Source organism: Klebsiella sp. GN_Kp190, assembly GCF_040061795.1.
GTDB classification, from domain to species: Bacteria; Pseudomonadota; Gammaproteobacteria; order Enterobacterales; family Enterobacteriaceae; genus Klebsiella; species Klebsiella michiganensis.
Genome location: NZ_JBEAFN010000005.1, coordinates 400,012 through 425,467 on the forward strand (window position 1 = coordinate 400,012; position 25,456 = coordinate 425,467).

Here is a 25,456-nt window from a genome sequence, read left to right on the forward strand (position 1 = left end):
CCCACATCCACCTCTCTTATCCTTTTACTTTTTGTCTAACTGGCGCCATGCCTCATCCGCCAGCGCAATAAACTGCCGGTCGCCGGTTTGCTGCCAGCGCCGCTCGTACCAGCCCGCCATCAGCAGCTGCACCCACGGACGCCAGCGCTGAATTTGCCGCCAGAGCTGAAGCTCATCGATGCTCGCCCGTCTCGCGTATTCTGCGGCTAGCCGACGATGCGCGGCGGGCTCGATCCACACCGCCGCCAGCTCCAGCGCGACATCGCCATCGCCCGCATATTCCCAGTCAATCAGCCGCAGTCCCGCCTCGCCGTGAACAATGTTGCCCGCATGGACATCCATATGTAACGGGGCGAGACGCAGCGGCCGGGGCTCGCCGCGACGCAGCAGCCGTTTGTGCCAGCGTAGCCACTGCGGTGTGCGCCGCGCGGGGCTGCACTGTTGCCAGTACCGCTCAAGCAGCGGCCGCAGCGCGATACGCCAGCCAAAGCGCGGCTGCTGGTGCAGATGATACAGTAACCCTGCGAGCGCCGGACACTCCGGTAATGCGGTAACCACATCGCCTGAGCAATATTCCACCACCATCCAGGCGGGAGAATAAAACACCGGCGCGGGCGCTAACGAATCGGGAAGGCGTGACAGGACGTGATATTGACGGCGAAAGTCGCAGGCCGGCGCATGCGGATCGTGCGGCTGGCGCAGCACCCGCTTTTGCCGACCATCGCTGAGAATGCAGCTGCCGCCGCTCAGCCCGATTTGGGACGGCGCGGCGACAGGCGTATAGCGCGGGAAAAAGCGCGACAACACTTCATCGCGCGTGAGCTTATTGTTGCTGAACAGCACCTTTGCCTGACCAGATAATTTCGCCGGTCTGGACCAGCATTAGCTGCATTTTCAGCTCAGGGGAATTGACGTTGCCGGTCGCGTTGGAATAGAGCACGTACTGTGCGCCAACGGTACGCGCAATACCCATCGCTTTACTGCGGCTGCCAAGGCTATCCTGCGGCGACAGGCCAAGCTGCTGTTTAGCTACGCCCAGCTGCTGCTGCGAGACCAGGGTGAATTTTCCATTGCCTTCCAGCGCGTTGCGCAGCGCCGTGGTGGCCTCTCCCGCATTCAACGTGCCGTTGGTGCGGTTATTGACGCTGTCGACCAGCAAAATGCTGCCCGCATTTACGCCGCTGGCCTGCAGCATCTGCCCAATCATCGGCTGCACCGCGGAATTCCAGTCAAAATGACGCACGCGCGGCGCCGGCTGCGCTGGCTGCTCGCCGTGTTCAATCGGACCCGGCTGCGTAGGTATCACGGGAATAGTCGGCACAGTCGGCTGCGGCTGAACGGGCTGCTGCGGCTTCGGCTGCGCTTCCTCAACGGGAGCGGGTTCCTGACGTTGACCCACGCATCCGGCAAGGAATATCGCCAGTGCGGTAACTAATGCATAGCGACATAGTTTAATCATTACGATTACCTCTTACAGATAAAGATAAAGACGGGCCTTGTGCGCCCCCAGAATATTGGCGCTGCCATAAAGCGTAACGGAAGAGTGCGCAGGCACCGTTATGCTGCGCGCGGACTCCAGCGGATGCATTTCCAGCCCTCTGGCGTCATACCAGAAAAAGCGATAATGCACGGTCACCGGTACCTGGCGTTCATTGAACAATCGGGTGGTCGCCGTCGCCTGAATCTCGGATGCGGTCACCGTCGGTACTTCAGCGCTGATGCCCGCTGCCAGTACGTTTGATTCCATCACCAGACTTTGCTGATCGCTGACCGGAATTTCCGGATGTGAACTGCACCCGACCAGTAACGTCACGGCCAGAAGTGCGCCGAAGTGGGCTGCGCGCATGAATGTTAACCTTTATGAGCCAGCATCGGGCCTAACGGACGGCCGCCCAGCAGGTGCATATGGACATGGTAGACCTCCTGGCCCCCGTGGCGATTGCAGTTGACGATCAGGCGATAGCCATCGTCGGCAAGCTCCTCATCGCGGGCGATTTTCGCCGCGACGGTCATCATGCGTCCCAGGGCAAGCTCGTGCTCTGCGGTCACATCGTTGACGGTGGGAATCAGGATATTGGGAACGATCAGAATATGGGTTGGCGCCTGCGGAGAGATGTCGCGAAAAGCGGTCACGAGCTCATCCTGATAAACCACATCCGACGGGATTTCCCGGCGAATGATTTTGCTGAAAATCGTTTCTTCTGCCATGACTGATTCCTTAATAATTTTTATACCGTGCTCTGGCCTGCCTCTGCAGGTAAACGCGGATGCACAGGATTCCCCTAAGAGTATGAGCGAGTTACTCCCCCTCTTTCAACCTGAATGCGTTTTTTCTTACGCGACCAAGCGCTTAGCTGCTGACGGATTAAGCGTTTCTTCGCTGTATGCCCCCCCGGTACCGGTCAACAAGACCCGGGTACAGCCGTTTTCCCGCTTGTTTACACATTAAATATTAATGCGTATATTTCTCATTTGCATTCAAAGCAAATACAGTGCACTGACGATCTACCGCGGCCATCGCGCCGCAGCAAATAACAACAATCACACGATCAAGGGCTTATGATGTCTCTCTCCACCAACTTTCGGGATGGGCGTAACGCGCCGTCCCTGCTTGCTATGGGTATCGCGCTGGCGATCTTTCCCAACCTCAGTCAGGCAGCCGGCACGTCCGAAGACACTATTATTGTAGAAGGTTCCGCAGATAGCGCCTCGGAGACACAAGAGCAGGACTACAGCGTCAGAACCACCTCAGCCGGGACTAAAATGGAGATGGCCCAGCGCGATATCCCGCAATCGGTCAGTATCATTACCGAACAGCGGATGCGGGATCAGCAGCTGCAAACGCTGGGCGACGTCATGGACCATACCATGGGGATCAGCAGCAGCCAGGCGGACTCAGACCGCACCAGCTATTATTCCCGCGGTTTTGAGATCGACAATTATATGGTCGATGGCATTCCGACCTGGTTTGAATCTCGCTGGAATCTGGGCGACGCGCTTTCCGATATGGCCCTCTTCGAACGGGTTGAGGTCGTACGCGGCGCCAACGGCTTGCTGACCGGTACCGGCAACCCTGCCGCGTCGGTCAATATGATCCGCAAGCACGCGACCAGTCGGGAGTTCAAGGGAAATGTCTCTGCGGAGTACGGCAGCTGGAATAAGCAGCGCTACGTTGCTGATATGCAAAGCCCGCTGACTGACGATGGCAGCGTACGGGCGCGCATTATCGCCGGTTATCAAAATAATGACTCGTGGCTGGATCGCTATAACAGCGAAAAAACGTTCTTCTCCGGCATTCTTGATGCCGATCTCGGTACGTCGTCCGCTTTATCCGCTGGCTACGAGTATCAGCGTATCGACGTGAATAGCCCGACATGGGGTGGCCTGCCTCGCTGGAATACCGATGGCAGCAAGAACCGCTATGACCGCGCCCACAGCACCGCGCCCGACTGGGCCTATAACGACAAAGAGATCAACAAGGTCTTCGTCACGCTAAAACAGCGCTTTGCCGATACCTGGCAGGCAACGATGAATGCCACCCATTCTGAGATCACGTTCGACAGCAAGATGATGTACGTGGACGCGTACGTCAACAAAGCGACCGGAATGCTGGTGGGCCCCTATAGCAGCTACGGCCCGGGCTATGATTACGTCGGCGGTACCGGCTGGAATAGCGGCAAACGTAAAGTCGACGCCGTTGACCTGTTCGCCGACGGCGGCTACGACCTGTTTGGTCGCCAGCACAACCTGATGATCGGCACCAGCTACAGTAAACAAAACAACCGCTATTTCAGTTCGTGGGCAAACGTCTTTCCCGATGAGGTTGGCAGCTTCTATAGCTTCAATAGCGCGACATTCCCGGAAACCAGCTGGGGCCCGCAGAGCCTGGCGCAGGACGATACCACGCGAATGAAGTCGCTGTATGCGGCGACGCGTTTTTCCCTGCTTGACCCGCTGCATCTGATTCTTGGCGTCCGCTATAACAACTGGAGCATCGAGACGCTGACCTACACGATGGAGAAAAACCATACCACCCCGTACGCCGGGCTGGTTTACGACATCAACGACAGCTGGTCGGCCTACACCAGCTATACCTCGGTCTTCCAGCCGCAGAATAAGCGCGATAGTTCCGGTAAATACCTGACCCCGGTTACCGGAAACAACTATGAAGTGGGCCTGAAGTCGGACTGGATGGACAGCCGGTTAACGACGACGCTCGCCCTATTCCGCATCGAGCAGGATAACCTCGGCCAGGCGACCGGCGGGCAAATCCCCGGCAGTAACGGCGAAGCAGCCTATAAAACCGTCGACGGTACCGTAAGCAAAGGGGTGGAGTTCGAAATCAACGGGGCGATTACCGATAACTGGCAGATGACCTTTGGGGCGACGCGTTTTGTCGCTGAAGACAATGAAGGCAATGCGGTGAATCCCAACCTGCCGCGTACCAGCGTCAAGCTGTTCACCCGCTACCGTCTGCCGGTAATGCCTGAACTGACCGTCGGCGGCGGCGTTAACTGGCAGAACCGGGTGTATAAAGATACCGCGACGCCGTACGGGACGTTCCGTGCGGAACAAGGCAGCTACGCGCTGGTGGATGTGTTCACTCGCTACCAGGTCACTAAAAATTTTGCTGTGCAGGGTAACGTCAATAACCTGTTCGACAAAACCTACGACACCAACGTCGATGGTTCCATCGTCTACGGCGAACCGCGCAACGTCAGCATTACGGCCAGCTATCAGTTCTGATCTCGGCTTAACGTGACAAAAGCCGCGGGCGCGCTTTTTAACGCCTGCGGCCATTAAAAAAGGCAGCCCGTAGGCTGCCTTAGTCTCCCCATATCACAACTTAGCTGTTGCGGATGTATTCATCCATTTCAGTTTTCAGGTTATCGGATTTGGTACCGAAAATAGCCTGAACGCCTGAACCTGCAACAACCACGCCTGCGGCACCCAGTTTTTTCAGGCCAGCCTGATCAACTTTCGCCACATCCGCCACGCTCACGCGCAGACGAGTGATACATGCGTCGAGGTTAGTAATGTTCTCTTTACCGCCGAACGCGGCAATCAGAGCCGGAGCCATTTCGCTGGTCGCGCCAGCTTTGCTGTCTTCGGTGGCGTCTTCACGACCCGGGGTTTTCAGATCCAGCGCTTTGATCAGCACGCGGAACACCACGTAGTAAACAATCGCGTAGCAGATACCGACGATCGGGAACAGCCACAGCTTGCTGCTGTTGCCAGACAGAACGATGAAGTCGATCAGGCCGTGAGAGAACGACGTACCGTCACGCATACCCAGCAGGATACAGATCGGGAAGGCCAGACCTGCCAGAATCGCGTGGATGATGTACAGGATCGGCGCAACGAACATGAACGAGAACTCGATCGGCTCGGTAATACCGGTCAGGAACGAGGTCAGCGCTGCGGAGATCATGATACCGCCCACTTTCGCGCGGTTTTCTGGTTTAGCAGAGTGCCAGATAGCGATAGCGGCGGCCGGCAGACCGTACATTTTGAACAGGAAGCCGCCGGACAGTTTGCCCGCAGTCGGGTCGCCTGCCATATAGCGCGGAATATCACCGTGGAAGACCTGACCTGCTGCGTTGGTGTATTCACCAATCTGCATCTGGAAAGGAACGTTCCAGATGTGGTGCAGACCAAACGGCACCAGGCAGCGCTCAATGAACCCGTAGATACCGAACGCGACAACCGGGTTCTGGTAAGCGGCCCACTGGGAGAAAGTCTGGATTGCGGTACCGATCGGTGGCCAGATAAAGGACAGGATCACGCCAGTGAAGATCGCTGCCAGGCCGGAGATAATTGGCACAAAACGCTTGCCCGCAAAGAAGCCCAGATACTCAGGCAGCTTAATGCGATAGAAGCGGTTGAACATGTAGGCTGCGATGGCACCGGAGATGATACCGCCGAGGACGCCGGTATCCGCCAGGTGTTTAGCCGCAATCTCTTCAGCAGGTAAATGCAGAACCAGAGGTGCAACCACGGCCATGGTTTTCACCATGATGCCGTAAGCGACGACCGATGCCAGAGCGGATACGCCGTCGTTATTGGTGAAGCCAAGTGCGACACCGATAGCAAAAATCAGCGGCATGTTAGCGAAGACCGAACCGCCCGCTTCCGCCATGACGTGGGAAACTACGGCTGGCAGCCAGCTGAAGTTTGCGGAACCGACGCCCAGCAGGATACCTGCGATAGGCAGTACGGATACCGGCAGCATCAGCGATTTACCGACCTTCTGCAGGTTAGCAAATGCATTCTTAAACATAATTGAGAGTGCTCCTGAGTATTTGGTGCTTTTTTACGTTTTCACGCATTGGCCCGGGGGGAGAACCGCGCCGTGGACAGGACATCTAAGCGCCCTTTATTTATTACACAGAGTAAAATAATTACCGGGATGATTGTTTGACGGCTATCACGTTTCAATCAGACACCCATTAAAAACTGACATTGATTTACATAACTCGTGTCTGAATGTTGCCAAAAAACCTTCACCGCCCCATTTGTGGCGGTGAACTTTACTCGCTTTAGCTATTAATTACGAGCCTTAAAATAATAAGCAATATCAGAGAGGTTGCAGCCGGGAGGGGTCAATATGAAAAAGCGTCGCGAAATTTTCAGTCGTCTGTTGTGCCAGCTGCTCCAGCGATACGCCCTTGAGGACCGCCATATACTCGGCGACGTCCCGGACCATCGCCGGCTGGTTCTCTTTGCCGCGATGCGGTACCGGCGCCAGATACGGCGAATCGGTCTCCACCAGCAGGCGATCGAGAGGTACATAGCGCGCAGCATCGCGAAGTTGCTCCGCATTACGGAACGTCACAATGCCGGAAAACGAGATATAGAACCCCATATCCAGCAGCTTACCCGCTGTCTCCCTATCCTCAGTGAAACAGTGTAGTACGCCACCGCAATCCGTCACTTTTTCTTCGCGTAAAATTTCCAGCGTATCGGCGCGGGCATCGCGGGTGTGAACAATAACCGGCTTATTCAGCTCCCGGCCTATACGGATATGATCGCGAAACGACGCCTGCTGACGCGCTTTTGTTTCCGGCGTGTAGAAATAATCGAGCCCGGTCTCGCCCATCGCGACGACGCCGTCCTCTGCTGCGAGTTTGCGCAGCTCTTCAACGTCATACTCTTCATCCTGGTTTAACGGATGGACGCCGCAGGAAAAAACGACGTCGTGACGCTGCCCCACCAGCTCGCGCATACCGCGGTATCCCGGCAGCGTCGTCGCCACCGCCAGGCAAAATTTCACATCGCGCGCGGAAGCCTTTGCCAGTACATCGTCCACATCTTTATGCAGCGTTTGATAATCCAGGCCATCGAGATGGCAATGGGAGTCGACTAAAAACATGATGTCTCTCTCAGAGGTGGGATACGGGAAGAACCGCCCCGGGTTGCAGGTAATGTTCCCAGCGCAGAAGGCGCTCGGTTAGCAGCAGTTCGCGATTAATGCCGACAACGCTCAAAAGCTGTTCGCGGCAGGCGCTGACGTCACGCGCAATCGCCTGCAGGCGCGCCGCCGGCAGCGCAGCGGCCAGCTGATTGACCAGTGGCCAGGCGTCCGGATTGCTGATAAGCGTAATCCCCTGCTGCCTTTTTTGCGCATCGACCAGCAGCGATGCCAGCCAGTGCAGGCGAATCGCGGCCTGTTCATGGTTCAAAATCGGCAACAGCGTCAGCCAGTCGCCGTGAGTTAAAATATTACCCAGGATCTGACAAAGCTGCTGGCGCGGTGCCCAGTGAGCATCCTGCAGCAGATCCAGCGCTGCCGCTGGCGCGTTGGCGCTCAGCCGCAGCGCCGCGAGCAGCGCGTCTTGTGACATCGTCACTTCCCGCTCTAACCACGCCAGCGCGTAACGTTCTGAAGGCGGAGCAAGGTGATACAAACGACAGCGGCTGCGCAGCGTTGCCAGCAGGCGCGCTGGCTCCTGACAGGCCAGGAAGAACCAGGTATTCTCCGGCGGCTCCTCCAGCGTTTTCAGCAGCGCGTTTGCCGCCGCATCCGTCAGCATAGCGGCATCGCCTATCCACACCACCTTCGCGCCGCCAAGCCGGGCGTGCTCATAAAGCTTTTCGCTCACTTCGCGCACGGCATCGATCCCGAGCGAGCTCTTCCCCTTTTCCGGGGTCAACGCATAATAATCAGGATGGGTACCGGCCTGCATCAGCTGACAGCTGTGGCAATGACCGCAGCTTTTATGCCCTTCCGGCTGGCGGCACATCAGAAAGCGACAAAGCGCGTAAATCAGCGCATCGCTCCCCATGCCCGGCAGCGCCTGGACCATCAGCGCATGGTGGCCCCGTCCCGCCTGATAGCTGGCAACCAGCTGTTCAAAGGGCGGGCGTAACCACGGATACCATTTCATGGGAGTTGCTCCGCAACCCACCGATTCACCACCGCACGGATGTCGCGCTCGACGGCCTCCAGCGGCTGGGTGGCGTCAACGGTGCGGATGGTGGGATCCTGCGCCGCCAGTTCAAGGTAGCGCGCACGAGTTCGATTAAAGAAATCCAGCGACTCCTGCTCAATTCGGTCAAGTTCGCCGCGGGCGCGGGCGCGCTTCAGGCCCACCTCCGGAGTCACATCAAGATAAAGCGTCAGATGGGGACGAAAGTCTCCCAGTACCGCGTCACGCAGGGTCGCCAGCATCGTCTGGTCGATACCGCGACCGCCGCCCTGATAGGCCTGGGTAGAGAGATCGTGACGATCGCCAATGACCCATTGACCGCGCGCCAGAGCGGGTTTAATCACCGTCTCTACCAGCTGTACGCGCGCCGCGTAAAACATCAGCACTTCCGCTTTATCATTAATCACTTCATCGCCGGTGGACTGAATATCCAGCACCAGGCTGCGCAGCTTCTCGGCCAGAATGGTGCCGCCCGGTTCGCGGGTAAACACCATATCGCTAACGCCCAGCTGTTTTAGCGTCTCTACCACACATTCACGCGCGGTGGTTTTCCCTGCGCCCTCCAGGCCCTCGATGACGATATAGTTACTGCGCATTTTTTTCCTTAAGTACTTTCAAATAATCCTGAACCGAGCGGTTATGGCTGGCCAGGTTGGTGTTAAACGTATGCCCGCCCTTACCGTCCGCGACAAAATAAAGATACGGCGTTTTCGCCGGATGCGCGGCGGCGTTCAGCGAGGCCTCGCCCGGTGCGGCAATGGGTCCGGGCGGCATACCGTTAATGGCATAGGTATTGTAAGCGGTCGGCGTTTCCAGGTCTTTACGCGTCAATTTGCCATTATAACTCTCCCCCATCCCGTAAATCACGGTGGGATCGGTTTGCAGACGCATGCCGATACGTAAACGATTAATAAATACCGATGCGACGCGGTCGCGCTCTTCCGGCAGCGCCGTCTCTTTTTCAATGATAGAGGCCATCGTCAGCAGCTGATTCTTATCATGATACGGCAGATTCTCCATCCGCCCTTCCCAGGCTTTATCGACCGCGGCAACCATCTTCTGATGCGCGCGCTTAAGGATCGCCACATCGCTGGTATTGGCGGTATACATCCAGGTATCCGGCCAGAACCAGCCTTCGACCCAATCGGGATGTTCCAGTTCAAGGGCCTTCGCCACGGTTTCATAGCTGTCATCCGCCAGCGTATGCTTGACGTAAGGCGCATCGCGCAGCTGACGCAGGTAGTCACTCACCCGCATACCTTCAACGAAGCGCAGCGGAAACTGCGCCTCTTTACCGCTGGCGAGCAGCTGCAGCATCTGGCGTACCGTCATATCAGGCGTGAAGCGATAGGTCCCGGCTTTAAAGTGGGACAGCTCAGGCTTGATGCGCAGCAGCCACTGGAACACCCGAGGGCGGTTAATGACTTTATCGCTATACAGCTGTTGCCCAAGCGCCAGGCGCCCCGTTCCGGCCTCAAGGGTAAAGATGGTCTCTTCTTTAATCAGTAACTTACTGTCCGCCAGCTGGCGAACTTTCCACATACCGATGCCCGCGGCGATGCCCAGCACCACCACCAACAGCAGAATGAAACGTAACATTTTCTTCATGGCTAATCAGACAGCTCACACAAGGGGGCTAAAAAATGATAAAGCTCGCGCGTGGACCAACGTTTATCGTTCCAGCGGCGAACAGGCACCAGCGGCATTAATGCGTTACAGACAAGGACCTCGTCGGCTTCGCGTAACGCCTCTGGGCGCATGGTGGCTTCGACAACGCGAAACGGCGATGGTGCCAGCCTAGCGAGAATGTACTGGCGCATAATACCGTTGACCCCCGCCTGATCGAGGCGCGGGGTAAAGACGTCGCATCCTTTACGCCAGAATAAGTTCGCGGCACAGCATTCCGTAAGCCACCCGTCGCTGTCAAGGACCAGCGCTTCATCGGCGTCCGTCTGCTCAAGATGAGAACGAATCAGCACCTGCTCCAGCCGATTAAGGTGTTTGAGGCCGGCGAGCGAGGGATTGCGTCCCAGCCTGACAGGGCTCAACGTCACAGAGATCCCCTCCTCGCGCCAGCGAAGATAGTGCTCCGGCCAGGGCGATACGCTGAGGATTCTCACGGGATTCACGCAGCCGGCAGCGCTGTATCCGCGCCCCCCCGCCCCGCGCGTGATGATGACCTTCAGCACGCCATCCTGATGGGGCTGTGCCAGATGCGCCATCTCCTGCGCTAATAGCGCCCAGTCGTCGTAGGGGATAAAGAGCTGTTCACAGGCCTTCTGCAGGCGGGCCAGATGGGCTGACAGCAGCTGAACCCGGCCTCTGACGATGCGCGCCGTGGTAAAGCAGCCATCGCCGAACTGAACGCTGCGATCGTTCACCGCAAGCGTTTCACTTTCAGCGCCATTTATCAAATACATAAAAGTCTCCTTATCGCTGGCCGGTTAGTTTCGCAGGAGGAGATACATTGAACAAGCGGAGAAAACTGAATAAAAAAAGGCCCGACGAGCGGGCCAGTTTTTCGATGAGCATTGACGTCAGCAAAGACGTGGCGTCAGGCGCGCATCACACCCTTTTAAAGATTAGCGAGCCGTTAGTGCCGCCGAAGCCGAAGGAGTTACACAGGGTATACTCCAGATCGCTAACCTGACGCGCTTCGTGCGGAACGAAGTCCAGATCGCAACCGTCATCCGGGTTATCCAGGTTGATGGTTGGCGGAACCGCCCGATCGCGCAGCGCGAGGATGGAGTAGATAGACTCTACTGCGCCCGCGGCGCCCAGCAGGTGGCCGGTCATTGACTTAGTCGAGCTGACCATGACGCGGCTGGCAGCGTCACCGAAGACAGATTTCACCGCCTGCGCTTCTGCTTTATCGCCTGCCGGCGTAGAGGTGCCGTGGGCGTTGACGTAGCCAATCTGGCTAGCTTCAATGCCAGCATCACGAATGGCGTTCACCATCGCCAGCGCGGCTCCAGCACCATCTTCCGGTGGCGAAGTCATATGGTAGGCATCGCTGCTCATACCAAAGCCGACGATTTCCGCATAGATTTTCGCGCCGCGTTTTTTCGCGTGCTCATACTCTTCCAGCACGACCATGCCGGCGCCGTCGCCGAGCACGAAACCGTCACGCTCTTTATCCCATGGACGGCTTGCCGCCTGCGGGTTGTCATTGCGCGTGGACAGCGCGCGCGCTGCACCAAAGCCGCCTACGCCCAGCGGGGTACTGGCTTTTTCCGCACCACCGGCGACCATTGCGTCAGCATCGCCATAGGCGATAACGCGCGCGGCGTGACCAATGTTGTGTACGCCAGACGTGCAGGCGGTTGCGATGGAAATGCTTGGTCCACGCAGACCAAACATGATGGTCAGATGCCCGGCCACCATGTTAACGATTGTGGAAGGAACAAAGAACGGGCTGATCTTACGCGGTCCGCCTTTTACCAGCGAACTGTGGTTTTCTTCGATCAGGCCAAGCCCGCCAATACCGGAACCAATAGCGGCACCGATGCGGGTAGCATTCTCTTCCGTCACTTCAAGGCCAGAATCCTGCATGGCCTGAATGCCAGCGACAATTCCATATTGAATGAAGGCGTCCATCTTGCGCTGTTCTTTGCGCGAGATGAAGTCATCACAGTTAAAATCCTTTACTAAGCCAGCAAATTTCGTTGCATAGGCGCTAGTATCGAAATGGTCGATCAGGCTGATGCCACTCTGACCGGCAAGGAGAGCTTTCCAGGTAGACTCTACGGTATTGCCGACAGGAGACAACATGCCCAGTCCGGTCACAACTACACGACGCTTAGACACGGTTGTCCTCCAGGGAGGGAAAATAGATTCTTGTGGGACAAAATATAGATAAAACTCAGGCGGTCGAATGACCGCCTGGAGATGTTCACTTACGCCTGGTGGCCGTTGATGTAATCAATGGCAGCCTGAACAGTAGTGATTTTCTCAGCTTCTTCGTCCGGAATCTCAGTATCAAACTCTTCTTCCAGAGCCATTACCAGCTCAACGGTGTCAAGAGAATCAGCGCCCAGGTCTTCAACGAAGGAAGCATTGTTGGTAACTTCTTCCTGCTTAACGCCCAGCTGTTCGCCGATAATTTTCTTAACGCGTTCTTCGATAGTGCTCATACTCTTAAATTTCCTATCAAAACTCGCTTTCGCGATGGTTTTCGTAGTGTATAAAATGTTGAAAAATTTGCAACTAAATCCCGGCAGGTCTTACCACGATTTTACGCTATTTTGCGGCTGTTTGCCCTCATAACGCAAATCATTTTGTACAAAACATTACGGTGAACCGCACAGACTGCGCGGTTCCTGAGCGTTTTGCACAAATCTCGGTCAGACCATATACATTCCGCCGTTGACGTGCAGAGTTTCACCGGTGATGTAACTCGCTTCGTCAGAGGCTAAAAATGCCACCGCGCTGGCGATTTCATTTGGAGAGCCTAAGCGCCCCGCAGGAACTGCCGCCAGCGTACCCGCACGCTGCTCATCGGTCAGCGCACGCGTCATGTCCGTTTCAATAAAGCCCGGAGCAACAACGTTTACAGTAATACCGCGGGACGCAACTTCGCGAGCCAGTGATTTACTGAAGCCAATCAGACCCGCTTTCGCCGCAGCGTAGTTGGCCTGACCCGCATTTCCCATGGTACCAACCACAGAACCGATAGTGATAATACGTCCATGACGCTTTTTCATCATAGCGCGCATTACCGCTTTTGACAGACGGAAAACAGATGACAGGTTGGTTTCGATAATATCGTTCCACTCATCATCTTTCATGCGCATTAACAGGTTATCACGAGTAATCCCGGCATTGTTCACCAGGATATCAACTTCACCAAATTCTGCGCGAATATTTCCCAGAACAGATTCGATAGATGCAGGATCGGTCACATTCAGCAGCAGACCTTTACCGTTAGCACCTAAATAATCGCTGATCGCCTGCGCACCGCTCTCGCTGGTCGCAGTACCGATAACTTTCGCGCCACGGGCAACGAGCGTTTCAGCGATTGCGCGGCCAATCCCGCGACTTGCACCGGTAACCAGCGCGATTTTTCCTTCAAAACTCATGGTTTTCCTCTTTTATTGCTCAAGCGCCGCAGACATCGCCGCCGGCTCGTTAAGCGCGGAAGCGGTCAGGGTGTCAACAATACGTTTAGTCAGACCGGTGAGGACTTTACCCGGACCAACTTCATACAGATGCTCTACGCCCTGTGATGCCATAAACTCAACGGTTTTGGTCCACTGAACCGGACTATACAGCTGGCGAACCAGGGCATCACGGATAGCATCAGGCGCCGTTTCACTTTTCACGTCGACGTTGTTTACCACCGCAATCGTCGGCGCGTTAAAGGTGATTTTCTGCAGCTCAACCGCCAGTTTTTCCGCCGCCGGCTTCATCAGCGCGCAGTGGGACGGTACGCTGACCGGCAGCGGCAGGGCACGTTTCGCACCCGCAGCCTTACAGGCGGCTCCCGCGCGCTCGACGGCCTCTTTGTTACCCGCAATAACCACCTGTCCTGGCGAGTTAAAGTTTACCGGAGAAACCACCTGCCCTTCAGCAGATTCTTCGCAGGCTTTGGCAATCGCAGCGTCGTCAAGCCCGATGATCGCGGACATCGCACCGGTACCTTCCGGTACCGCTTCCTGCATAAACCTGCCGCGCATCTCAACCAGGCGGACGGCATCAGCAAAATCGATAACGCCTGCGCATACCAGCGCAGAGTATTCGCCGAGGCTGTGGCCCGCCAGCAAAGCGGGCGCTTTACCGCCCTGCTGCTGCCAGACGCGATACAGCGCTACGGAGGCGGTCAGCAGAGCCGGCTGCGTCTGCCAGGTTTTGTTCAACTCTTCCGCCGGGCCCTGCTGTGCAAGCGCCCACAGATCGTAACCCAACGCCGCAGAGGCTTCACGGAACGTCTCTTCAATGACCGGGTAAGCGGCCGCCATATCTGACAGCATCCCGACACTCTGAGAGCCCTGTCCCGGGAACACAAAAGCAAATTGCGTCATGTTTAAATCCTTATCCTAAAAACGAACCAGCGCGGAACCCCAGGTGAAACCACCACCGAAGGCTTCCAGCAGAATAAGCTGACCACGTTGAATGCGGCCATCGCGAACGGCTTCATCCAGCGCACAGGGAACAGATGCCGCCGACGTATTGCCGTGTCTGTCGAGCGTGACGACCACGTTGTCCATCGACATGCCCAGCTTCTTCGCCGTGGCGCTGATAATACGCAGGTTGGCCTGATGCGGCACCAGCCAGTCAAGTGCAGAGCGCTCGAGGTTGTTCGCAGCTAAAGTCTCGTCCACGATGTGCGCCAGCTCGGTTACCGCCACCTTAAAGACTTCATTACCCGCCATCGTCAGATAGATGGGGTTTTCCGGTTCGACGCGATCGGCGTTCGGCAGCGTCAGCAGCTCGCCGTAGCTGCCATCTGCGTGCAGATGGGTGGAGATGATGCCCGGCTCTTCAGAAGCGCCCAGCACCACGGCACCGGCGCCATCGCCAAAAATAATAATGGTTCCGCGATCGGCAGGATCGCAGGTGCGCGCCAGCACGTCAGCGCCGATCACCAGCGCGTAATCCACCGCACCGTTTTTCACGTATTGATCGGCAACGCTGAGCGCGTAGGTGAACCCCGCGCAGGCCGCAGCGACGTCAAACGCCGGGCAGCCTTTAATACCCAACATTGATTGAATCTGGCATGCCGAGCTAGGAAACGCATGGGTACCGGAGGTGGTCGCAACAATAATCAGACCAATTTGCTCCGGCTTGACGCCCGCCATGTCCAGCGCATTCTTAGCGGCTTCAAGGCCCATCGTAGCAACTGTTTCATTCGGTGCGGCAATACGACGCTCGCGGATACCGGTACGAGTAACAATCCACTCGTCAGACGTATCGACCATATTTTCCAGTTCAGCGTTCGTACGCACGTGCTCAGGCAGATAGCTGCCGGTACCAATAATCTTCGTATACATGTACGCTCAGTCACTCTTGGGTAATATACCGGGTTAACTCAAACTGCGAGGCGTCAGTCGTTGCCGGTCATCCGGGTTTGAGGCCTGGAATTTCCGCTTCTGCCGCCTTCAGGCAATTCGAAACCTGCAGGGTATAAAGATTCCAGGCGAGCGGCAATTCGCTGAGGAACCTGCCGCTGCACAGCCTGCACTGCCTGCTCTATCGCGACGCAAAAAGCGCGCTGATTGGCAGCCCCATGACTTTTAATCACGGAACCGCGTAATCCTAACAGACAGGCACCATTATACTGGTCGGGGTTGAGGTGACTGAATCGCCTCGACAGGCTTTTTTGTAACCAACGCTTTAATAAAAGCAGCCACCACGACCTTTTTTTCCCCTCTCCCTGTGATTTCAACAGTGAAAGGAACATTCTGACAACACCTTCCATCGTTTTTAATGTGACGTTGCCCGTGAATCCATCACAAACCAAAACATCCGTCTTGCCCGTCAACAATTCGTTGGCTTCCAGATACCCAATATAGTTGAGGGTTGGCAGGGTCTTCAAAACCGCCGCCGCGTCGCGAATGCTGCTGAGACCTTTCATCTCTTCTTCGCCGATATTCAGAAGCGCAACGCGGGGATCCTTAATACCGATCGCTTCTTCGGCAAGAACCGCCCCCATGATGGCAAACTGCACCAGCATTGTGCTATCGCAATCCACGTTAGCGCCTAAATCCAGCACCACCGTTTTGCCCTTCAGCTGATGCGGCAACATAGTAACCAGCGCAGGGCGCTCAATCCCCTCAATGGGCTTAAGCAGCAGCTTCGCCAGCCCCATCAGCGCTCCGGTATTACCCGCACTGACGCAGGCCTCCGCCCGCCCTTCTTTCACTAACTCAAGCGCAATGCGCATTGAGCTACCGCGACTGGCGCGAATCGCTTGCGCGGGTCGAGCATCACTGGCAATAACTGACTGCGCAGGGATAACCTGCAGACGTGAACGTTGTTCAAAATCAGCTTTGGCAAGTAATGGCGCGATAGTGTCGGGATCGCCGACTAAAAGAAGTGTGAGTTGTGAATTAGAGTTCAGTGCCTGCAATGCTGCAGGCACTGTCACGGAAGGGCCAAAATCCCCGCCCATGACATCTAACGCCAGGGTTAGACGTGTCAAGGTATCGTCGCTGCTCGGTTCGGTTATTCCCCAGTTACCCGGGGAGATCCTCACTAAGCTTCATCACGCTTTTACTCTTCGTCTTTCACGCGGCAAGTGCGTTGACTGCGCTCGTTCACACCAGTCACATAGTGAGCTATGCTCCTGGTGCTTCTCTCGCTTGCGTCTTCTTGCAACGCGAAATCCATGGAGTAATGCGTGATTACTTAGCGATAACCTTGCGACCGCGGTAGAAACCGTCGGCAGTGATGTGGTGACGCAGGTGTTTTTCACCAGAAGCTTTGTCTACAGACAGGCTGGTGACTGCGGTCAGCGCGTCATGGGAACGACGCATGCCACGTTTGGAACGGGTTGGTTTATTCTGTTGTACGGCCATGGACCTTACTCCTCAATTACTTATGCTTTAAGCTGGCTAATACGGCAAATGGATTTGGTTTTTGTGCCTCTTCAGGCAGTTCACCAAAGACCATGTCCGCGTCGGACACTTCACAGTGTTCAGAATCATGCACCGGAACTACGGGCAAGGCGAGGATGATTTCATCTTCAACCAGCGCCAGCAGATCGATTTCACCGAATTCGTTAACCTCAATCGGCTCATACGCTTCCGGCAGTGCTTCGGCCTGTTCGTCATTTCTGACGGGGCTGAAACAATACGTTGTGTGAACATGATGGGGGAACGGTTTCCCGCAACGCTGACATTCGAGGGTTACCGATACCGTCGCATCGCCGCTTAAAACGGCAAGACGCTGGTTATCGATAGCGAACGACATGCTGCATTCCACATCGCTGTCCACGCTGACAACAGAATCAGCGACACGCACAGCCTGATCACGGGTATAGATACCTTGGTAATCTAAGCGTTTTTGAGCCGTGCGAACCGGATCGAGAGTCAGGGGTAATTTTACCTTTTGCATAGGGCGCGCATATTAACTTTGTAACGTCATAGAGTCAAAGAAAAAGGCAGCCTCAGGTTGCCTTTTGCCATTTATTCGCACACATTGCGGCGCATAGTTTAAAATGATGCTCTGCGAAGCGCTATATGTGGATGAAAAAATATGTCTGAACTAATCCTCGCGTCAACCTCGCCGTGGCGGCGAATGCTGCTGGAAAAACTGTCGGTGCCTTTTGAATGCGCTGCGCCGAACGTTGATGAAACCCCGCTGCCCGGCGAACCTGCCCGCCAGCTGGTGATGCGTCTGGCGCAGGCAAAGGCGCAGGCCCTTGCCGCACGCTACCCACAGCACCTCATTATAGGCTCCGATCAGGTTTGTGTCCTGGACGGTGAAATTACCGGCAAACCGCATACGGAAGAAAACGCCCATCGCCAGCTGAGAAAGGCCAGCGGCACCATCGTCACGTTCTATACCGGCCTGGCGCTGTACAATTCCGCCAACGGTCATCTACAAACGGAATGCGAACCTTTCGACGTTCATTTCCGCCGTTTAAGCGACCAGGAAATTGAGAGCTATATCCGCAAGGAAAACCCGCTGCAGTGCGCCGGAAGCTTTAAAAGCGAAGGTTTAGGCATCACGCTATTCGAACGGCTTGAGGGGCGCGATCCCAACGCGCTGGTCGGTTTGCCGCTCATTGCCCTGTGCCAGATGCTGCGCCGGGAAGCGTTGAATCCCCTGCTCACGTAAACATGATAAAGGCCTCCCGATCCCACGCGGTCTCTTCCTGAGGCCGCGTGCCGCCACTTTACAACGCGTTTTACCCGCTGCCCAACGGAGCAGAGCAGGTTTACCCCAACTTAATTAATGCATCGCCTGTCACAGTTTATTTTACCCGCGCCATTAGAATCCATTATGAAACGTTGTTTTATTTTTAAATGGAGCCACTATGCCAACCCGCGCTACGCTTTTGACCCTCACCCTGCTGGCCGCCGCCGGCGTTAATGCCCATGACTGGCAGCGCCAGGGCATCGTAGAGGGCAATCTCCCCGCCTCCTGGCAGCAGTTGAAAGCGCAGATGACCTACCCGGACTCGTGGCTCTCTGGCCACTACCGTGATTTTGAGCAATGGCGACAGCAGGCTCGTACGCTGCTTCGGCAGTCTCTGCTAACCCCGGCGTCGACACTCCCCTTCGCGCCGCAAACGCTGATGAGAGAAAATCGAGGCGCGTATACCGCCGAGAAGCTGGCCTTCAACGTAACCGACGATAACAGGATTGCCGCGCTGATGTTGACGCCAAATTCCCCCGGCCCTCACCCGGCAATTGTTCTGCTGCACGACCATGGCTCAAAGTTTGATATCGGTAAGGAGAAGCTAATCCGTCCGTGGAACGACGCTGCACGGCTGGCCAGCGCCGAGGCGTGGGCGGATAAATTTTTCAGCGGTCGGTTTATCGGCGATGAACTGGCGCAGCGCGGCTATGTCGTCATCGCCATTGATAGCCCGGGTTGGGGGGACCGAGGGCCGATGGTCTACGAGCAGCAGCAGGCCCTCGCCAGCAACTACTTTAACCTGGGGCGCTCGCTGGCTGGTGAAGTTGCCTATGAAGATCTGCGTACCGTCGATTTCCTCAGCACTTTAAAAACGGTTGATAGTCAACGCATTGGGGTCGTGGGTTTCTCAATGGGCGGTTTTCGCGCCTGGCAGCTGGCCGCCCTGTCTGACAAAGTCGCCGCGACTGCGGTTATCTCCTGGTTTGGAACCTGGAACGGCCTGATGCAGCCTGGCAACAACGTTTTGCGCGGCCAGTCGGCGTTTTATATGCTTCACCCTGGCTTATCCGGACGCCTCGATATTCCCGATATCGCCAGCATTGCCGCGCCAAAACCGATGCTTATTTACAGCGGCGGACAAGATAAGCTCTTCCCGGCGGAAGCCGTTAACGACGCCTTCGCAAAAGTACATAAAGTGTGGGCGTCGCAAAACGCGCAGGATAAGCTGGAAACAAAAACGTGGCCGGAACTGGGCCACGTTTTTAATCAACAACAGCAGGATGAAGTTTTCCCCTGGCTTGCCAGGTGGCTCAAACCCTGAGCCTGAGCGCGGTCATTTCGCGTTACGCAAGACCTGCAGGCAGCGCTTAAGCTGATTATCTAAGGGGGCTTCAATGCGCATAATCTCCCCGCTACCCGGATGGGTAAACTTCAGCGCCGCCGCATGCAGAAACAGCCGGTTAAGGCCGGTGCCCGCCAGCTGCTTATCAAATTCACGGTCGCCGTAGCGGTCGTCAAAAGCAATAGGGTGGCCGGCGTATTGCGTATGTACGCGGATTTGATGCGTACGACCGGTCACCGGACTGCAGCGCACCAGCGTCGCATGGGTATAACGCTCTTCAACTTTAAAGCGCGTCTCCGACGGTTTCCCCTCCTGGTTAACCCGCACAATGCGCTCACCGCTCTGCAGAATATTTTTCAGCAGCGGCGCCTGCACCACTTTAGTATGCGACTGCCACTGCCCGCGCACCAGCGCCAGGTAATCCTTCTGCATTCCTTTGTCGCGCAGCTGCTCGTGCAGGGAACGCAGCGCGGAACGCTTTTTGGCGACCAGCAGCACGCCGGAGGTGTCGCGATCCAGGCGATGCACCAGCTCCAGGAAACGCGCTTCCGGACGCAGCGCGCGCAGACCTTCAATTACGCCAAAGCTCAATCCGCTGCCGCCGTGTACCGCCGTTCCGGAAGGCTTGTTAAGCACCAGGATATGATCGTCTTCATATAAAATCACATCGGCCAGCGCGGCTACTTTTTGCAGGTGTGGAGAGACCGCCTCTTCTTCTTTCTCAGAGACGCGAACCGGCGGGATGCGCACTTCGTCGCCGGCTTCCAGCTTATATTCCGGCTTCACGCGCTTTTTGTTAACCCGCACCTCGCCTTTACGCAAGATGCGATAAATCATGCTCTTCGGTACGCCCTTCAGCTGCGTACGCAAAAAGTTGTCGATACGTTGCCCGGCTTCATCATCAGCAATGGCAACCATTTTTACGCTTGGGATCTCAGTTTTCATGGTGCGCGATTCTAAATAGCCCGACGCATTAGCGCCACTCATTTTTATATGCTTATATTTATCATCATCCGGATTTCACAGTACGCTTCATCATCGTTTTGTTTGTTATTAGAACAATCTGTATACGCGGGTGAAAAAACTGTGAGTAACCGGGTGATAAAAGGTGAAAGTCAACTTGCTATAACGAGCTTAGCAATGGAATAATGATGCAGTATTCCGTGCTGAAACTTGTTAGAACAAGAAATTAGCGGAATGACCAATTTTGTCTGACCGATCATCAACGCAGCAATGGCGTAAGACGTATTGATCTTTCAGACAGTTAGCGGGCTGCGGGTTGCAGTCCTTACCGGTACAGGCTCTATGGATTTCACGTCGCAGGAAGGCGTTCACACTGGGATATCCCGGCGCTCATCTGGATCAAATGATTAAGATGAGCAGGTTAAGCCGCCACGCCTGCTGCATGAAAAACGATGGGTATAAATGGAATCTTCTCTGGTGATACATCCCAGGCAGTTCCCCTGATAAGTGCGCTGTGTTTCCGTTTGAAATACAGGCGACCGACACTCTGCGCCTCTTAAGCGCGCGACAGCCGTGAGGTTGGCGACGTGAAACAGACACGAGGCCATCGGTTTTCCCCGGTAAGGCGTTACTCTGCCCGTAGCTTAGTCGTCAATGTAAGAATAATGAGTAAGTTACGATGAAAAGAATGTTAATCAACGCAACTCAGCAGGAAGAGTTGCGCGTCGCCCTTGTTGATGGGCAGCGCCTGTACGACCTGGATATCGAAAGCCCCGGGCACGAACAGAAAAAAGCGAACATCTACAAAGGCAAAATCACTCGTATTGAACCTAGCCTCGAAGCCGCATTTGTTGATTATGGTGCCGAGCGTCATGGTTTCCTCCCTCTCAAAGAAATTGCCCGCGAATACTTCCCTGCCAACTACAATTCTCACGGTCGTCCAAACATCAAGGACGTGCTGCGTGAAGGCCAGGAAGTGATTGTCCAGATCGATAAAGAAGAGCGTGGCAATAAAGGCGCCGCGCTGACCACCTTTATCAGCCTGGCGGGTAGCTATCTGGTGCTGATGCCGAATAACCCACGCGCTGGCGGTATTTCACGCCGCATCGAGGGTGACGATCGCACCGAACTCAAAGAAGCGCTGGCCAGCCTTGAGCTGCCGGACGGCATGGGACTTATCGTCCGCACCGCTGGCGTCGGCAAATCCGCCGAAGCGCTGCAGTGGGACTTAAGCTTCCGCCTGAAGCACTGGGAAGCCATCCAGAAAGCCGCAGACAGCCGCCCTGCTCCGTTCCTGATCCATCAGGAAAGCAACGTCATCGTGCGCGCTTTCCGCGACTATCTGCGTCAGGATATCGGCGAAATCCTTATCGACAACCCGAAGGTGCTTGAGCTGGCTCGCCAGCACATTGCGGCGCTGGGTCGTCCGGATTTCAGCAGCAAAATCAAACTGTACACCGGGGAAATCCCGCTGTTCAGCCACTATCAAATCGAATCGCAGATTGAGTCCGCTTTCCAGCGTGAAGTGCGTCTGCCTTCCGGCGGTTCTATCGTTATCGACAGCACCGAAGCGCTGACCGCTATCGATATCAACTCCGCACGCGCCACCCGCGGCGGCGACATCGAAGAAACGGCGTTTAATACCAACCTTGAAGCAGCCGATGAAATCGCTCGTCAGCTGCGTCTGCGCGACCTTGGCGGCCTGATCGTTATCGACTTCATCGATATGACCCCGGTTCGCCACCAGCGTGCGGTAGAAAACCGCCTGCGCGAAGCCGTCCGTCAGGACAGAGCGCGCATCCAGATCAGCCATATTTCCCGCTTTGGACTGCTGGAGATGTCGCGTCAGCGCCTGAGCCCGTCGCTCGGGGAGTCCAGCCATCACGTCTGCCCGCGCTGTAGCGGAACGGGTACCGTGCGCGATAACGAATCGCTGTCGCTTTCTATTCTGCGTTTGATCGAAGAAGAAGCGCTGAAAGAGAACACCAAAGAAGTTCACGCTATCGTACCGGTGCCGATTGCCTCTTACCTGCTGAACGAAAAACGTGCCGCGGTAAGCGCGATTGAAACCCGTCAGGCCGATGTGCGCGTTATTATCGTGCCAAACGACCAGATGGAAACGCCGCACTACTCTGTTCTGCGCGTGCGTAAGGGCGAAGAGACCTCCACGCTGAGCTATCTGCTGCCGAAACTGCACGAAGAAGAGATGGCCATGCCTTCTGATGAAGAGCCGGCCGAGCGTAAACTCCCGGAACAACCGGCGCTGGCTGCTTTTGTCATGCCTGACGCGCCTCCGGCTCCGGCCCAGGAAGAGCCGGCCAGAGCCGCGGCTACCGTTGCGCCTGCCGCATCCGCACCGAAAGCGGCAGCGCCGGCGCAGCCTGGCCTGGTTGCCCGCTTCTTCAGCGCGCTGAAAAATATGTTCTCCAGCGAGGAAGAGACTAAACCGGCAGAAGTTCAGGTTGAGAAAAAAGCGGAAGAGAAATCCGAGCGTCAGCAGGATCGTCGTAAACCGCGCTCCAACAACCGCCGCGATCGCAATGACCGCCGCGACAACCGGGATAATCGCGATAGCCGCGAGAACCGCGATAGTCGTGCCGAGAACAGCGAAGGCCGCGAGTCTCGTGAAGAAAACCGCCGCAACCGTCGTGAGAAGCAGCAGCAGAACGCTGAGCCGCGCGAAATCCGCCAGACAACGGTCGAAGATAGCGAAAAAGGCAAAGCGCGCGACGAGCAGCAGCCGCGCCGCGAACGTAATCGCCGTCGTAACGATGATAAACGTCAGGTTCAGCAGGAAGCCAAAGCGCAAACCCGCGAAGAGCCGGTTGTTCAGGAGAGCGAGCAGGAAGAGCGCGTGCAGACGATGCCGCGTCGTAAACCTCGCCAGCTGGCGCAGAAGGTGCGTATTGAATCCGCCGCCGCTGAACAGGTTGTCGAGCCGGTAGCCGCGCCTCAGGTCGCCGAAGCGCCGGTCGTCCAGCCGGAAGCCGCAGCGCCGCGCACTGAACTGGCGAAAGTCGATCTGCCGGCGGTTGTTGAACCCGCTGCGGAACATGACGACAACGGTGAAGCCCGCGAATCTAACGGTATGCCGCGTCGTTCACGTCGTTCCCCTCGTCACCTGCGCGTCAGCGGCCAGCGCCGTCGTCGCTACCGTGATGAGCGTTACCCGACGCAATCCCCGATGCCGCTGACCGTAGCCTGCGCATCGCCGGAAATGGCGTCTGGTAAAGTGTGGATCCGCTACCCGGTGGTTCGCCCTCAGGACCAGCAGCAGGAAGACGTGCAGGTTCAGGAGTTCTCAACCACTGCGGCTGAGCCCGTCGTCGCGCCAGTGGCTGCCGCTGAGCCGGCTGTCTCTGACGTCATTGCCCCGGCTGTCGCCGCAGAAAGCGCAGTCGAGCCAGTGGCCACTACCGAGCCTGTGGCGGTGATTAACGAACCTGAAGTTCCGGTCGTAGAAACCACGCATCCGGAGGCTATCGCCGCCCCGGTTGATGAACAGCCGCAGCTGATTGCCGAAGCCGATGAAGCCGTGGCCGAAGAAGTTGTCGCAGAAGCCGTTGACGTCGTTGCGCAAGAGGCTGTCGAACCGGAAGCTGCGGTCGCTGAACCTGTTGCGGTTGAAGAGACTGCGGTGGTTGTTGAGGAAGCGCCTGTTGTTTCCGAACCGGTGGTTGAACCTGCACCAGCGGCGGAGCCGGTCGTTGCGACTCAACCTGTTGTCACGGCTGCGCCGGTCGTTAAGGTCGCCAATCGTCACGCCACGGCGCCGATGACCCGCGCCCCAGCGCCAGACTACGTACCTGAAGCGCCTCGTCAAAGCGAGTGGGTTCGCCCGAACTTTGATTTTGACGGTAAAGGTTCTGCTGGCGGTCATAGCGCCACGCACAAAGCCGCTGCCGGACCTACTCGTCCGCAGCCCGTAGAGTAACGTCACCTCGACAAGACCGGCCCCCGCGGCCGGTCTTTTTTTATTCCCCTTCCGGACGCTGCATCCCCGCAATCTGCGGCATGACCTCACGCATCAGATCGAGAAACTTACGCAACCGCGTCGGATAGTAGCGCGCCCAGGGATACACCAGGTGTACCGGCAGCGGTGAGGCTCGCCACTGCGGGAACAGCTCCACCAGCCGCCCGGCGGCAATATCGTCCGCTACCGCCCAGCTCGACACAATCGCCGCGCCCAGCCCCGCCAGCGCGGTATTACGCGCCACATGCACGCTATCGGTACTCAGACACGGCGCGATGGCAAAGGTAATAAGCTGCTCATCCACCTGCGACTGCAGCCTCACCTCATGCTGATAGAACGTGCTGATGGCTATCCACGGCAGCAACGACATCTCCTGCGGCGCGCTTAACGGCGGCAAGTTCGCCAGCAGCGATGGGGATGCCACCACGCTGCGGGGAACCTCGGCCAGCAGTACCGATACCGTAGCCGGATCCACCTCGGCCCCCACGCGAATCGCGCAGTCGATACCATCGCTCAGAAAATCGACCGTCTTATCGTTCAGCATCCATTCAACCGCCAGCTGGGGATAGCGCTGCAAAAAATCCACCAGCGGCCCCAGCAGCTGTTGCTGACCAAACGCATGCGGGGCCCGCACCCTTAAAATCCCCACCGGCCGGTCATCGGTGATCCGCAGGTCGTCCTCCAGCGCCAGCCAGGCATCGACGACCTGGCGGGCATGCTGATAACAGCGCTCACCGTCATCGGTCAGCTTCATCGCGTGAGTCGTGCGCAGAATCAGCTTTGCGCCAAGCAGCCCCTCCAGAGACTGAAGCCGTCGACTTACCGTCGCCTGGGTCGTATTCATCTGTACCGCGGCGGCGGAGAGAGACCCGGCCTCCACGATACGAATGAACGTACGCATCAGTTCGATACGATCTATACGCTCTTGCTTCTTCATTTATATTT

The 25,456-nt window shown here is 56.5% G+C and carries 24 protein-coding genes; 4 read left to right on the plus strand and 20 right to left on the minus strand.

Annotation, left to right across the window (positions count from 1 at the left end):
- Window positions 1-24 precede the first annotated feature (24 nt).
- From thiK to hinT, 4 genes are read right to left on the minus strand one after another with little or no spacing between them, the layout of a single operon-like run.
- A complete protein-coding gene (gene thiK / locus ABLU67_RS03900; RefSeq protein WP_064375048.1) occupies window positions 25-843 on the minus strand; it encodes a thiamine kinase in 819 nt (272 codons plus the stop codon).
- Complete coding sequence (gene lpoB, locus ABLU67_RS03905; RefSeq protein ID WP_014228847.1) at window positions 824-1,459, minus strand: penicillin-binding protein activator LpoB; 636 nt, start codon at window positions 1,457-1,459, stop codon at window positions 824-826. Before lpoB ends, thiK begins: the two co-directional genes overlap by 20 nt.
- A 12-nt stretch (window positions 1,460-1,471) precedes the next feature.
- Window positions 1,472-1,846: a YcfL family protein gene (locus tag ABLU67_RS03910; protein WP_046876504.1), complete on the minus strand. Its 375-nt coding sequence runs from the start codon at window positions 1,844-1,846 to the stop codon at window positions 1,472-1,474.
- Between the two features lie 5 nt (window positions 1,847-1,851).
- A complete protein-coding gene (hinT, locus tag ABLU67_RS03915; protein WP_224384730.1) occupies window positions 1,852-2,208 on the minus strand; it encodes a purine nucleoside phosphoramidase in 357 nt (118 codons plus the stop codon).
- A gap of 354 nt (window positions 2,209-2,562) precedes the next feature.
- Here hinT and fhuE point away from each other — a divergent pair, with 354 nt between their 5' ends.
- The gene (gene fhuE / locus ABLU67_RS03920; protein WP_348852174.1) at window positions 2,563-4,746 is read left to right on the plus strand and encodes a ferric-rhodotorulic acid/ferric-coprogen receptor FhuE; all 2,184 of its coding nucleotides are present in this window, start codon (window positions 2,563-2,565) and stop codon (window positions 4,744-4,746) included.
- Window positions 4,747-4,846: 100 nt separating this feature from the next.
- Here the strand turns inward: fhuE and ptsG are convergent, their stop codons facing one another.
- The 14 genes from ptsG to yceD form a co-directional block, all read right to left on the minus strand.
- Entirely contained in the window at window positions 4,847-6,280 is a 1,434-nt protein-coding gene (gene ptsG, locus ABLU67_RS03925; protein ID WP_014228844.1) for a PTS glucose transporter subunit IIBC, read from the minus strand.
- A gap of 297 nt (window positions 6,281-6,577) precedes the next feature.
- Window positions 6,578-7,372 (minus strand): metal-dependent hydrolase, encoded by a 795-nt coding sequence (locus ABLU67_RS03930; protein ID WP_004849918.1) that lies wholly within the window; start codon window positions 7,370-7,372, stop codon window positions 6,578-6,580.
- Between the two features lie 10 nt (window positions 7,373-7,382).
- Window positions 7,383-8,387 carry a DNA polymerase III subunit delta' gene (holB, locus tag ABLU67_RS03935; protein ID WP_025106912.1) on the minus strand — a complete coding sequence of 335 codons (1,005 nt, stop codon included), beginning with the start codon at window positions 8,385-8,387 and terminating at the stop codon, window positions 7,383-7,385.
- Entirely contained in the window at window positions 8,384-9,025 is a 642-nt protein-coding gene (gene tmk / locus ABLU67_RS03940) for a dTMP kinase (protein WP_025106911.1), read from the minus strand. Before tmk ends, holB begins: the two co-directional genes overlap by 4 nt.
- On the minus strand, window positions 9,015-10,037 hold the full coding sequence (yceG, locus tag ABLU67_RS03945) for a cell division protein YceG (RefSeq protein WP_004849912.1): 1,023 nt from the start codon (window positions 10,035-10,037) through the stop codon (window positions 9,015-9,017). The genes tmk and yceG overlap by 11 nt, the downstream gene beginning before the upstream one ends.
- 2 nt (window positions 10,038-10,039) lie before the next feature.
- Window positions 10,040-10,849, minus strand: coding sequence for an aminodeoxychorismate lyase (gene pabC / locus ABLU67_RS03950; RefSeq protein WP_032749600.1), 810 nt, complete (start codon window positions 10,847-10,849; stop codon window positions 10,040-10,042).
- A 145-nt stretch (window positions 10,850-10,994) separates the two neighbouring features.
- The gene (fabF, locus tag ABLU67_RS03955) at window positions 10,995-12,236 is read right to left on the minus strand and encodes a beta-ketoacyl-ACP synthase II (protein WP_004849908.1); all 1,242 of its coding nucleotides are present in this window, start codon (window positions 12,234-12,236) and stop codon (window positions 10,995-10,997) included.
- Between the two features lie 89 nt (window positions 12,237-12,325).
- Complete coding sequence (gene acpP, locus ABLU67_RS03960) at window positions 12,326-12,562, minus strand: acyl carrier protein (protein WP_000103754.1); 237 nt, start codon at window positions 12,560-12,562, stop codon at window positions 12,326-12,328.
- A 210-nt stretch (window positions 12,563-12,772) separates the two neighbouring features.
- Window positions 12,773-13,507 carry a 3-oxoacyl-ACP reductase FabG gene (fabG, locus tag ABLU67_RS03965; protein WP_004131399.1) on the minus strand — a complete coding sequence of 245 codons (735 nt, stop codon included), beginning with the start codon at window positions 13,505-13,507 and terminating at the stop codon, window positions 12,773-12,775.
- A 12-nt stretch (window positions 13,508-13,519) separates the two neighbouring features.
- Window positions 13,520-14,449 carry an ACP S-malonyltransferase gene (gene fabD, locus ABLU67_RS03970; RefSeq protein WP_025106909.1) on the minus strand — a complete coding sequence of 310 codons (930 nt, stop codon included), beginning with the start codon at window positions 14,447-14,449 and terminating at the stop codon, window positions 13,520-13,522.
- A 15-nt stretch (window positions 14,450-14,464) separates the two neighbouring features.
- Window positions 14,465-15,418: a beta-ketoacyl-ACP synthase III gene (locus ABLU67_RS03975; RefSeq protein WP_004131395.1), complete on the minus strand. Its 954-nt coding sequence runs from the start codon at window positions 15,416-15,418 to the stop codon at window positions 14,465-14,467.
- A gap of 53 nt (window positions 15,419-15,471) precedes the next feature.
- Window positions 15,472-16,569: a phosphate acyltransferase PlsX gene (gene plsX / locus ABLU67_RS03980; protein WP_071846169.1), complete on the minus strand. Its 1,098-nt coding sequence runs from the start codon at window positions 16,567-16,569 to the stop codon at window positions 15,472-15,474.
- 202 nt (window positions 16,570-16,771) lie between these two features.
- Window positions 16,772-16,945 carry a 50S ribosomal protein L32 gene (rpmF, locus tag ABLU67_RS03985; RefSeq protein WP_004101077.1) on the minus strand — a complete coding sequence of 58 codons (174 nt, stop codon included), beginning with the start codon at window positions 16,943-16,945 and terminating at the stop codon, window positions 16,772-16,774.
- Between the two features lie 16 nt (window positions 16,946-16,961).
- Entirely contained in the window at window positions 16,962-17,483 is a 522-nt protein-coding gene (yceD, locus tag ABLU67_RS03990) for a 23S rRNA accumulation protein YceD (protein ID WP_004849895.1), read from the minus strand.
- Window positions 17,484-17,624: 141 nt separating this feature from the next.
- Between yceD and ABLU67_RS03995 the strand changes: the two genes are divergently transcribed.
- A complete protein-coding gene (locus ABLU67_RS03995) occupies window positions 17,625-18,209 on the plus strand; it encodes a nucleoside triphosphate pyrophosphatase (protein ID WP_004849894.1) in 585 nt (194 codons plus the stop codon).
- Window positions 18,210-18,408: 199 nt separating this feature from the next.
- The gene (locus tag ABLU67_RS04000; protein ID WP_014228837.1) at window positions 18,409-19,554 is read left to right on the plus strand and encodes an alpha/beta fold hydrolase; all 1,146 of its coding nucleotides are present in this window, start codon (window positions 18,409-18,411) and stop codon (window positions 19,552-19,554) included.
- A gap of 12 nt (window positions 19,555-19,566) precedes the next feature.
- Here the strand turns inward: ABLU67_RS04000 and rluC are convergent, their stop codons facing one another.
- The gene (gene rluC / locus ABLU67_RS04005; RefSeq protein WP_014228836.1) at window positions 19,567-20,520 is read right to left on the minus strand and encodes a 23S rRNA pseudouridine(955/2504/2580) synthase RluC; all 954 of its coding nucleotides are present in this window, start codon (window positions 20,518-20,520) and stop codon (window positions 19,567-19,569) included.
- Between the two features lie 697 nt (window positions 20,521-21,217).
- Between rluC and rne the strand changes: the two genes are divergently transcribed.
- Entirely contained in the window at window positions 21,218-24,472 is a 3,255-nt protein-coding gene (rne, locus tag ABLU67_RS04010; RefSeq protein ID WP_265810344.1) for a ribonuclease E, read from the plus strand.
- 40 nt (window positions 24,473-24,512) lie between these two features.
- Here rne and ABLU67_RS04015 read toward each other — a convergent pair whose 3' ends face one another.
- Complete coding sequence (locus tag ABLU67_RS04015; RefSeq protein ID WP_004849886.1) at window positions 24,513-25,448, minus strand: LysR family transcriptional regulator; 936 nt, start codon at window positions 25,446-25,448, stop codon at window positions 24,513-24,515.
- Window positions 25,449-25,456 lie beyond the last annotated feature (8 nt).

Bases quoted from the DNA above. Each gene is read 5' to 3' on its own strand.
- ABLU67_RS03995 (WP_004849894.1), top strand. From the start codon at position 17,625: ATGTCTGAACTAATCCTCGCGTCAACCTCGCCGTGGCGGCGAATGCTG.
- holB (WP_025106912.1), bottom strand. From the start codon at position 8,387: ATGAAATGGTATCCGTGGTTACGCCCGCCCTTTGAACAGCTGGTTGCC.
- ABLU67_RS03930 (WP_004849918.1), bottom strand. From the start codon at position 7,372: ATGTTTTTAGTCGACTCCCATTGCCATCTCGATGGCCTGGATTATCAA.
- ABLU67_RS04015 (WP_004849886.1), bottom strand. From the start codon at position 25,448: ATGAAGAAGCAAGAGCGTATAGATCGTATCGAACTGATGCGTACGTTC.
- fabG (WP_004131399.1), bottom strand. From the start codon at position 13,507: ATGAGTTTTGAAGGAAAAATCGCGCTGGTTACCGGTGCAAGTCGCGGG.
- yceG (WP_004849912.1), bottom strand. From the start codon at position 10,037: ATGAAGAAAATGTTACGTTTCATTCTGCTGTTGGTGGTGGTGCTGGGC.
- lpoB (WP_014228847.1), bottom strand. From the start codon at position 1,459: ATGATTAAACTATGTCGCTATGCATTAGTTACCGCACTGGCGATATTC.
- yceD (WP_004849895.1), bottom strand. From the start codon at position 17,483: ATGCAAAAGGTAAAATTACCCCTGACTCTCGATCCGGTTCGCACGGCT.
- fabD (WP_025106909.1), bottom strand. From the start codon at position 14,449: ATGACGCAATTTGCTTTTGTGTTCCCGGGACAGGGCTCTCAGAGTGTC.
- ptsG (WP_014228844.1), bottom strand. From the start codon at position 6,280: ATGTTTAAGAATGCATTTGCTAACCTGCAGAAGGTCGGTAAATCGCTG.
- fhuE (WP_348852174.1), top strand. From the start codon at position 2,563: ATGTCTCTCTCCACCAACTTTCGGGATGGGCGTAACGCGCCGTCCCTG.
- tmk (WP_025106911.1), bottom strand. From the start codon at position 9,025: ATGCGCAGTAACTATATCGTCATCGAGGGCCTGGAGGGCGCAGGGAAA.
- rpmF (WP_004101077.1), bottom strand. From the start codon at position 16,945: ATGGCCGTACAACAGAATAAACCAACCCGTTCCAAACGTGGCATGCGT.
- ABLU67_RS04000 (WP_014228837.1), top strand. From the start codon at position 18,409: ATGCCAACCCGCGCTACGCTTTTGACCCTCACCCTGCTGGCCGCCGCC.
- rluC (WP_014228836.1), bottom strand. From the start codon at position 20,520: ATGAAAACTGAGATCCCAAGCGTAAAAATGGTTGCCATTGCTGATGAT.
- acpP (WP_000103754.1), bottom strand. From the start codon at position 12,562: ATGAGCACTATCGAAGAACGCGTTAAGAAAATTATCGGCGAACAGCTG.
- ABLU67_RS03975 (WP_004131395.1), bottom strand. From the start codon at position 15,418: ATGTATACGAAGATTATTGGTACCGGCAGCTATCTGCCTGAGCACGTG.
- ABLU67_RS03910 (WP_046876504.1), bottom strand. From the start codon at position 1,846: ATGCGCGCAGCCCACTTCGGCGCACTTCTGGCCGTGACGTTACTGGTC.
- pabC (WP_032749600.1), bottom strand. From the start codon at position 10,849: ATGTATTTGATAAATGGCGCTGAAAGTGAAACGCTTGCGGTGAACGAT.
- rne (WP_265810344.1), top strand. From the start codon at position 21,218: ATGAAAAGAATGTTAATCAACGCAACTCAGCAGGAAGAGTTGCGCGTC.
- hinT (WP_224384730.1), bottom strand. From the start codon at position 2,208: ATGGCAGAAGAAACGATTTTCAGCAAAATCATTCGCCGGGAAATCCCG.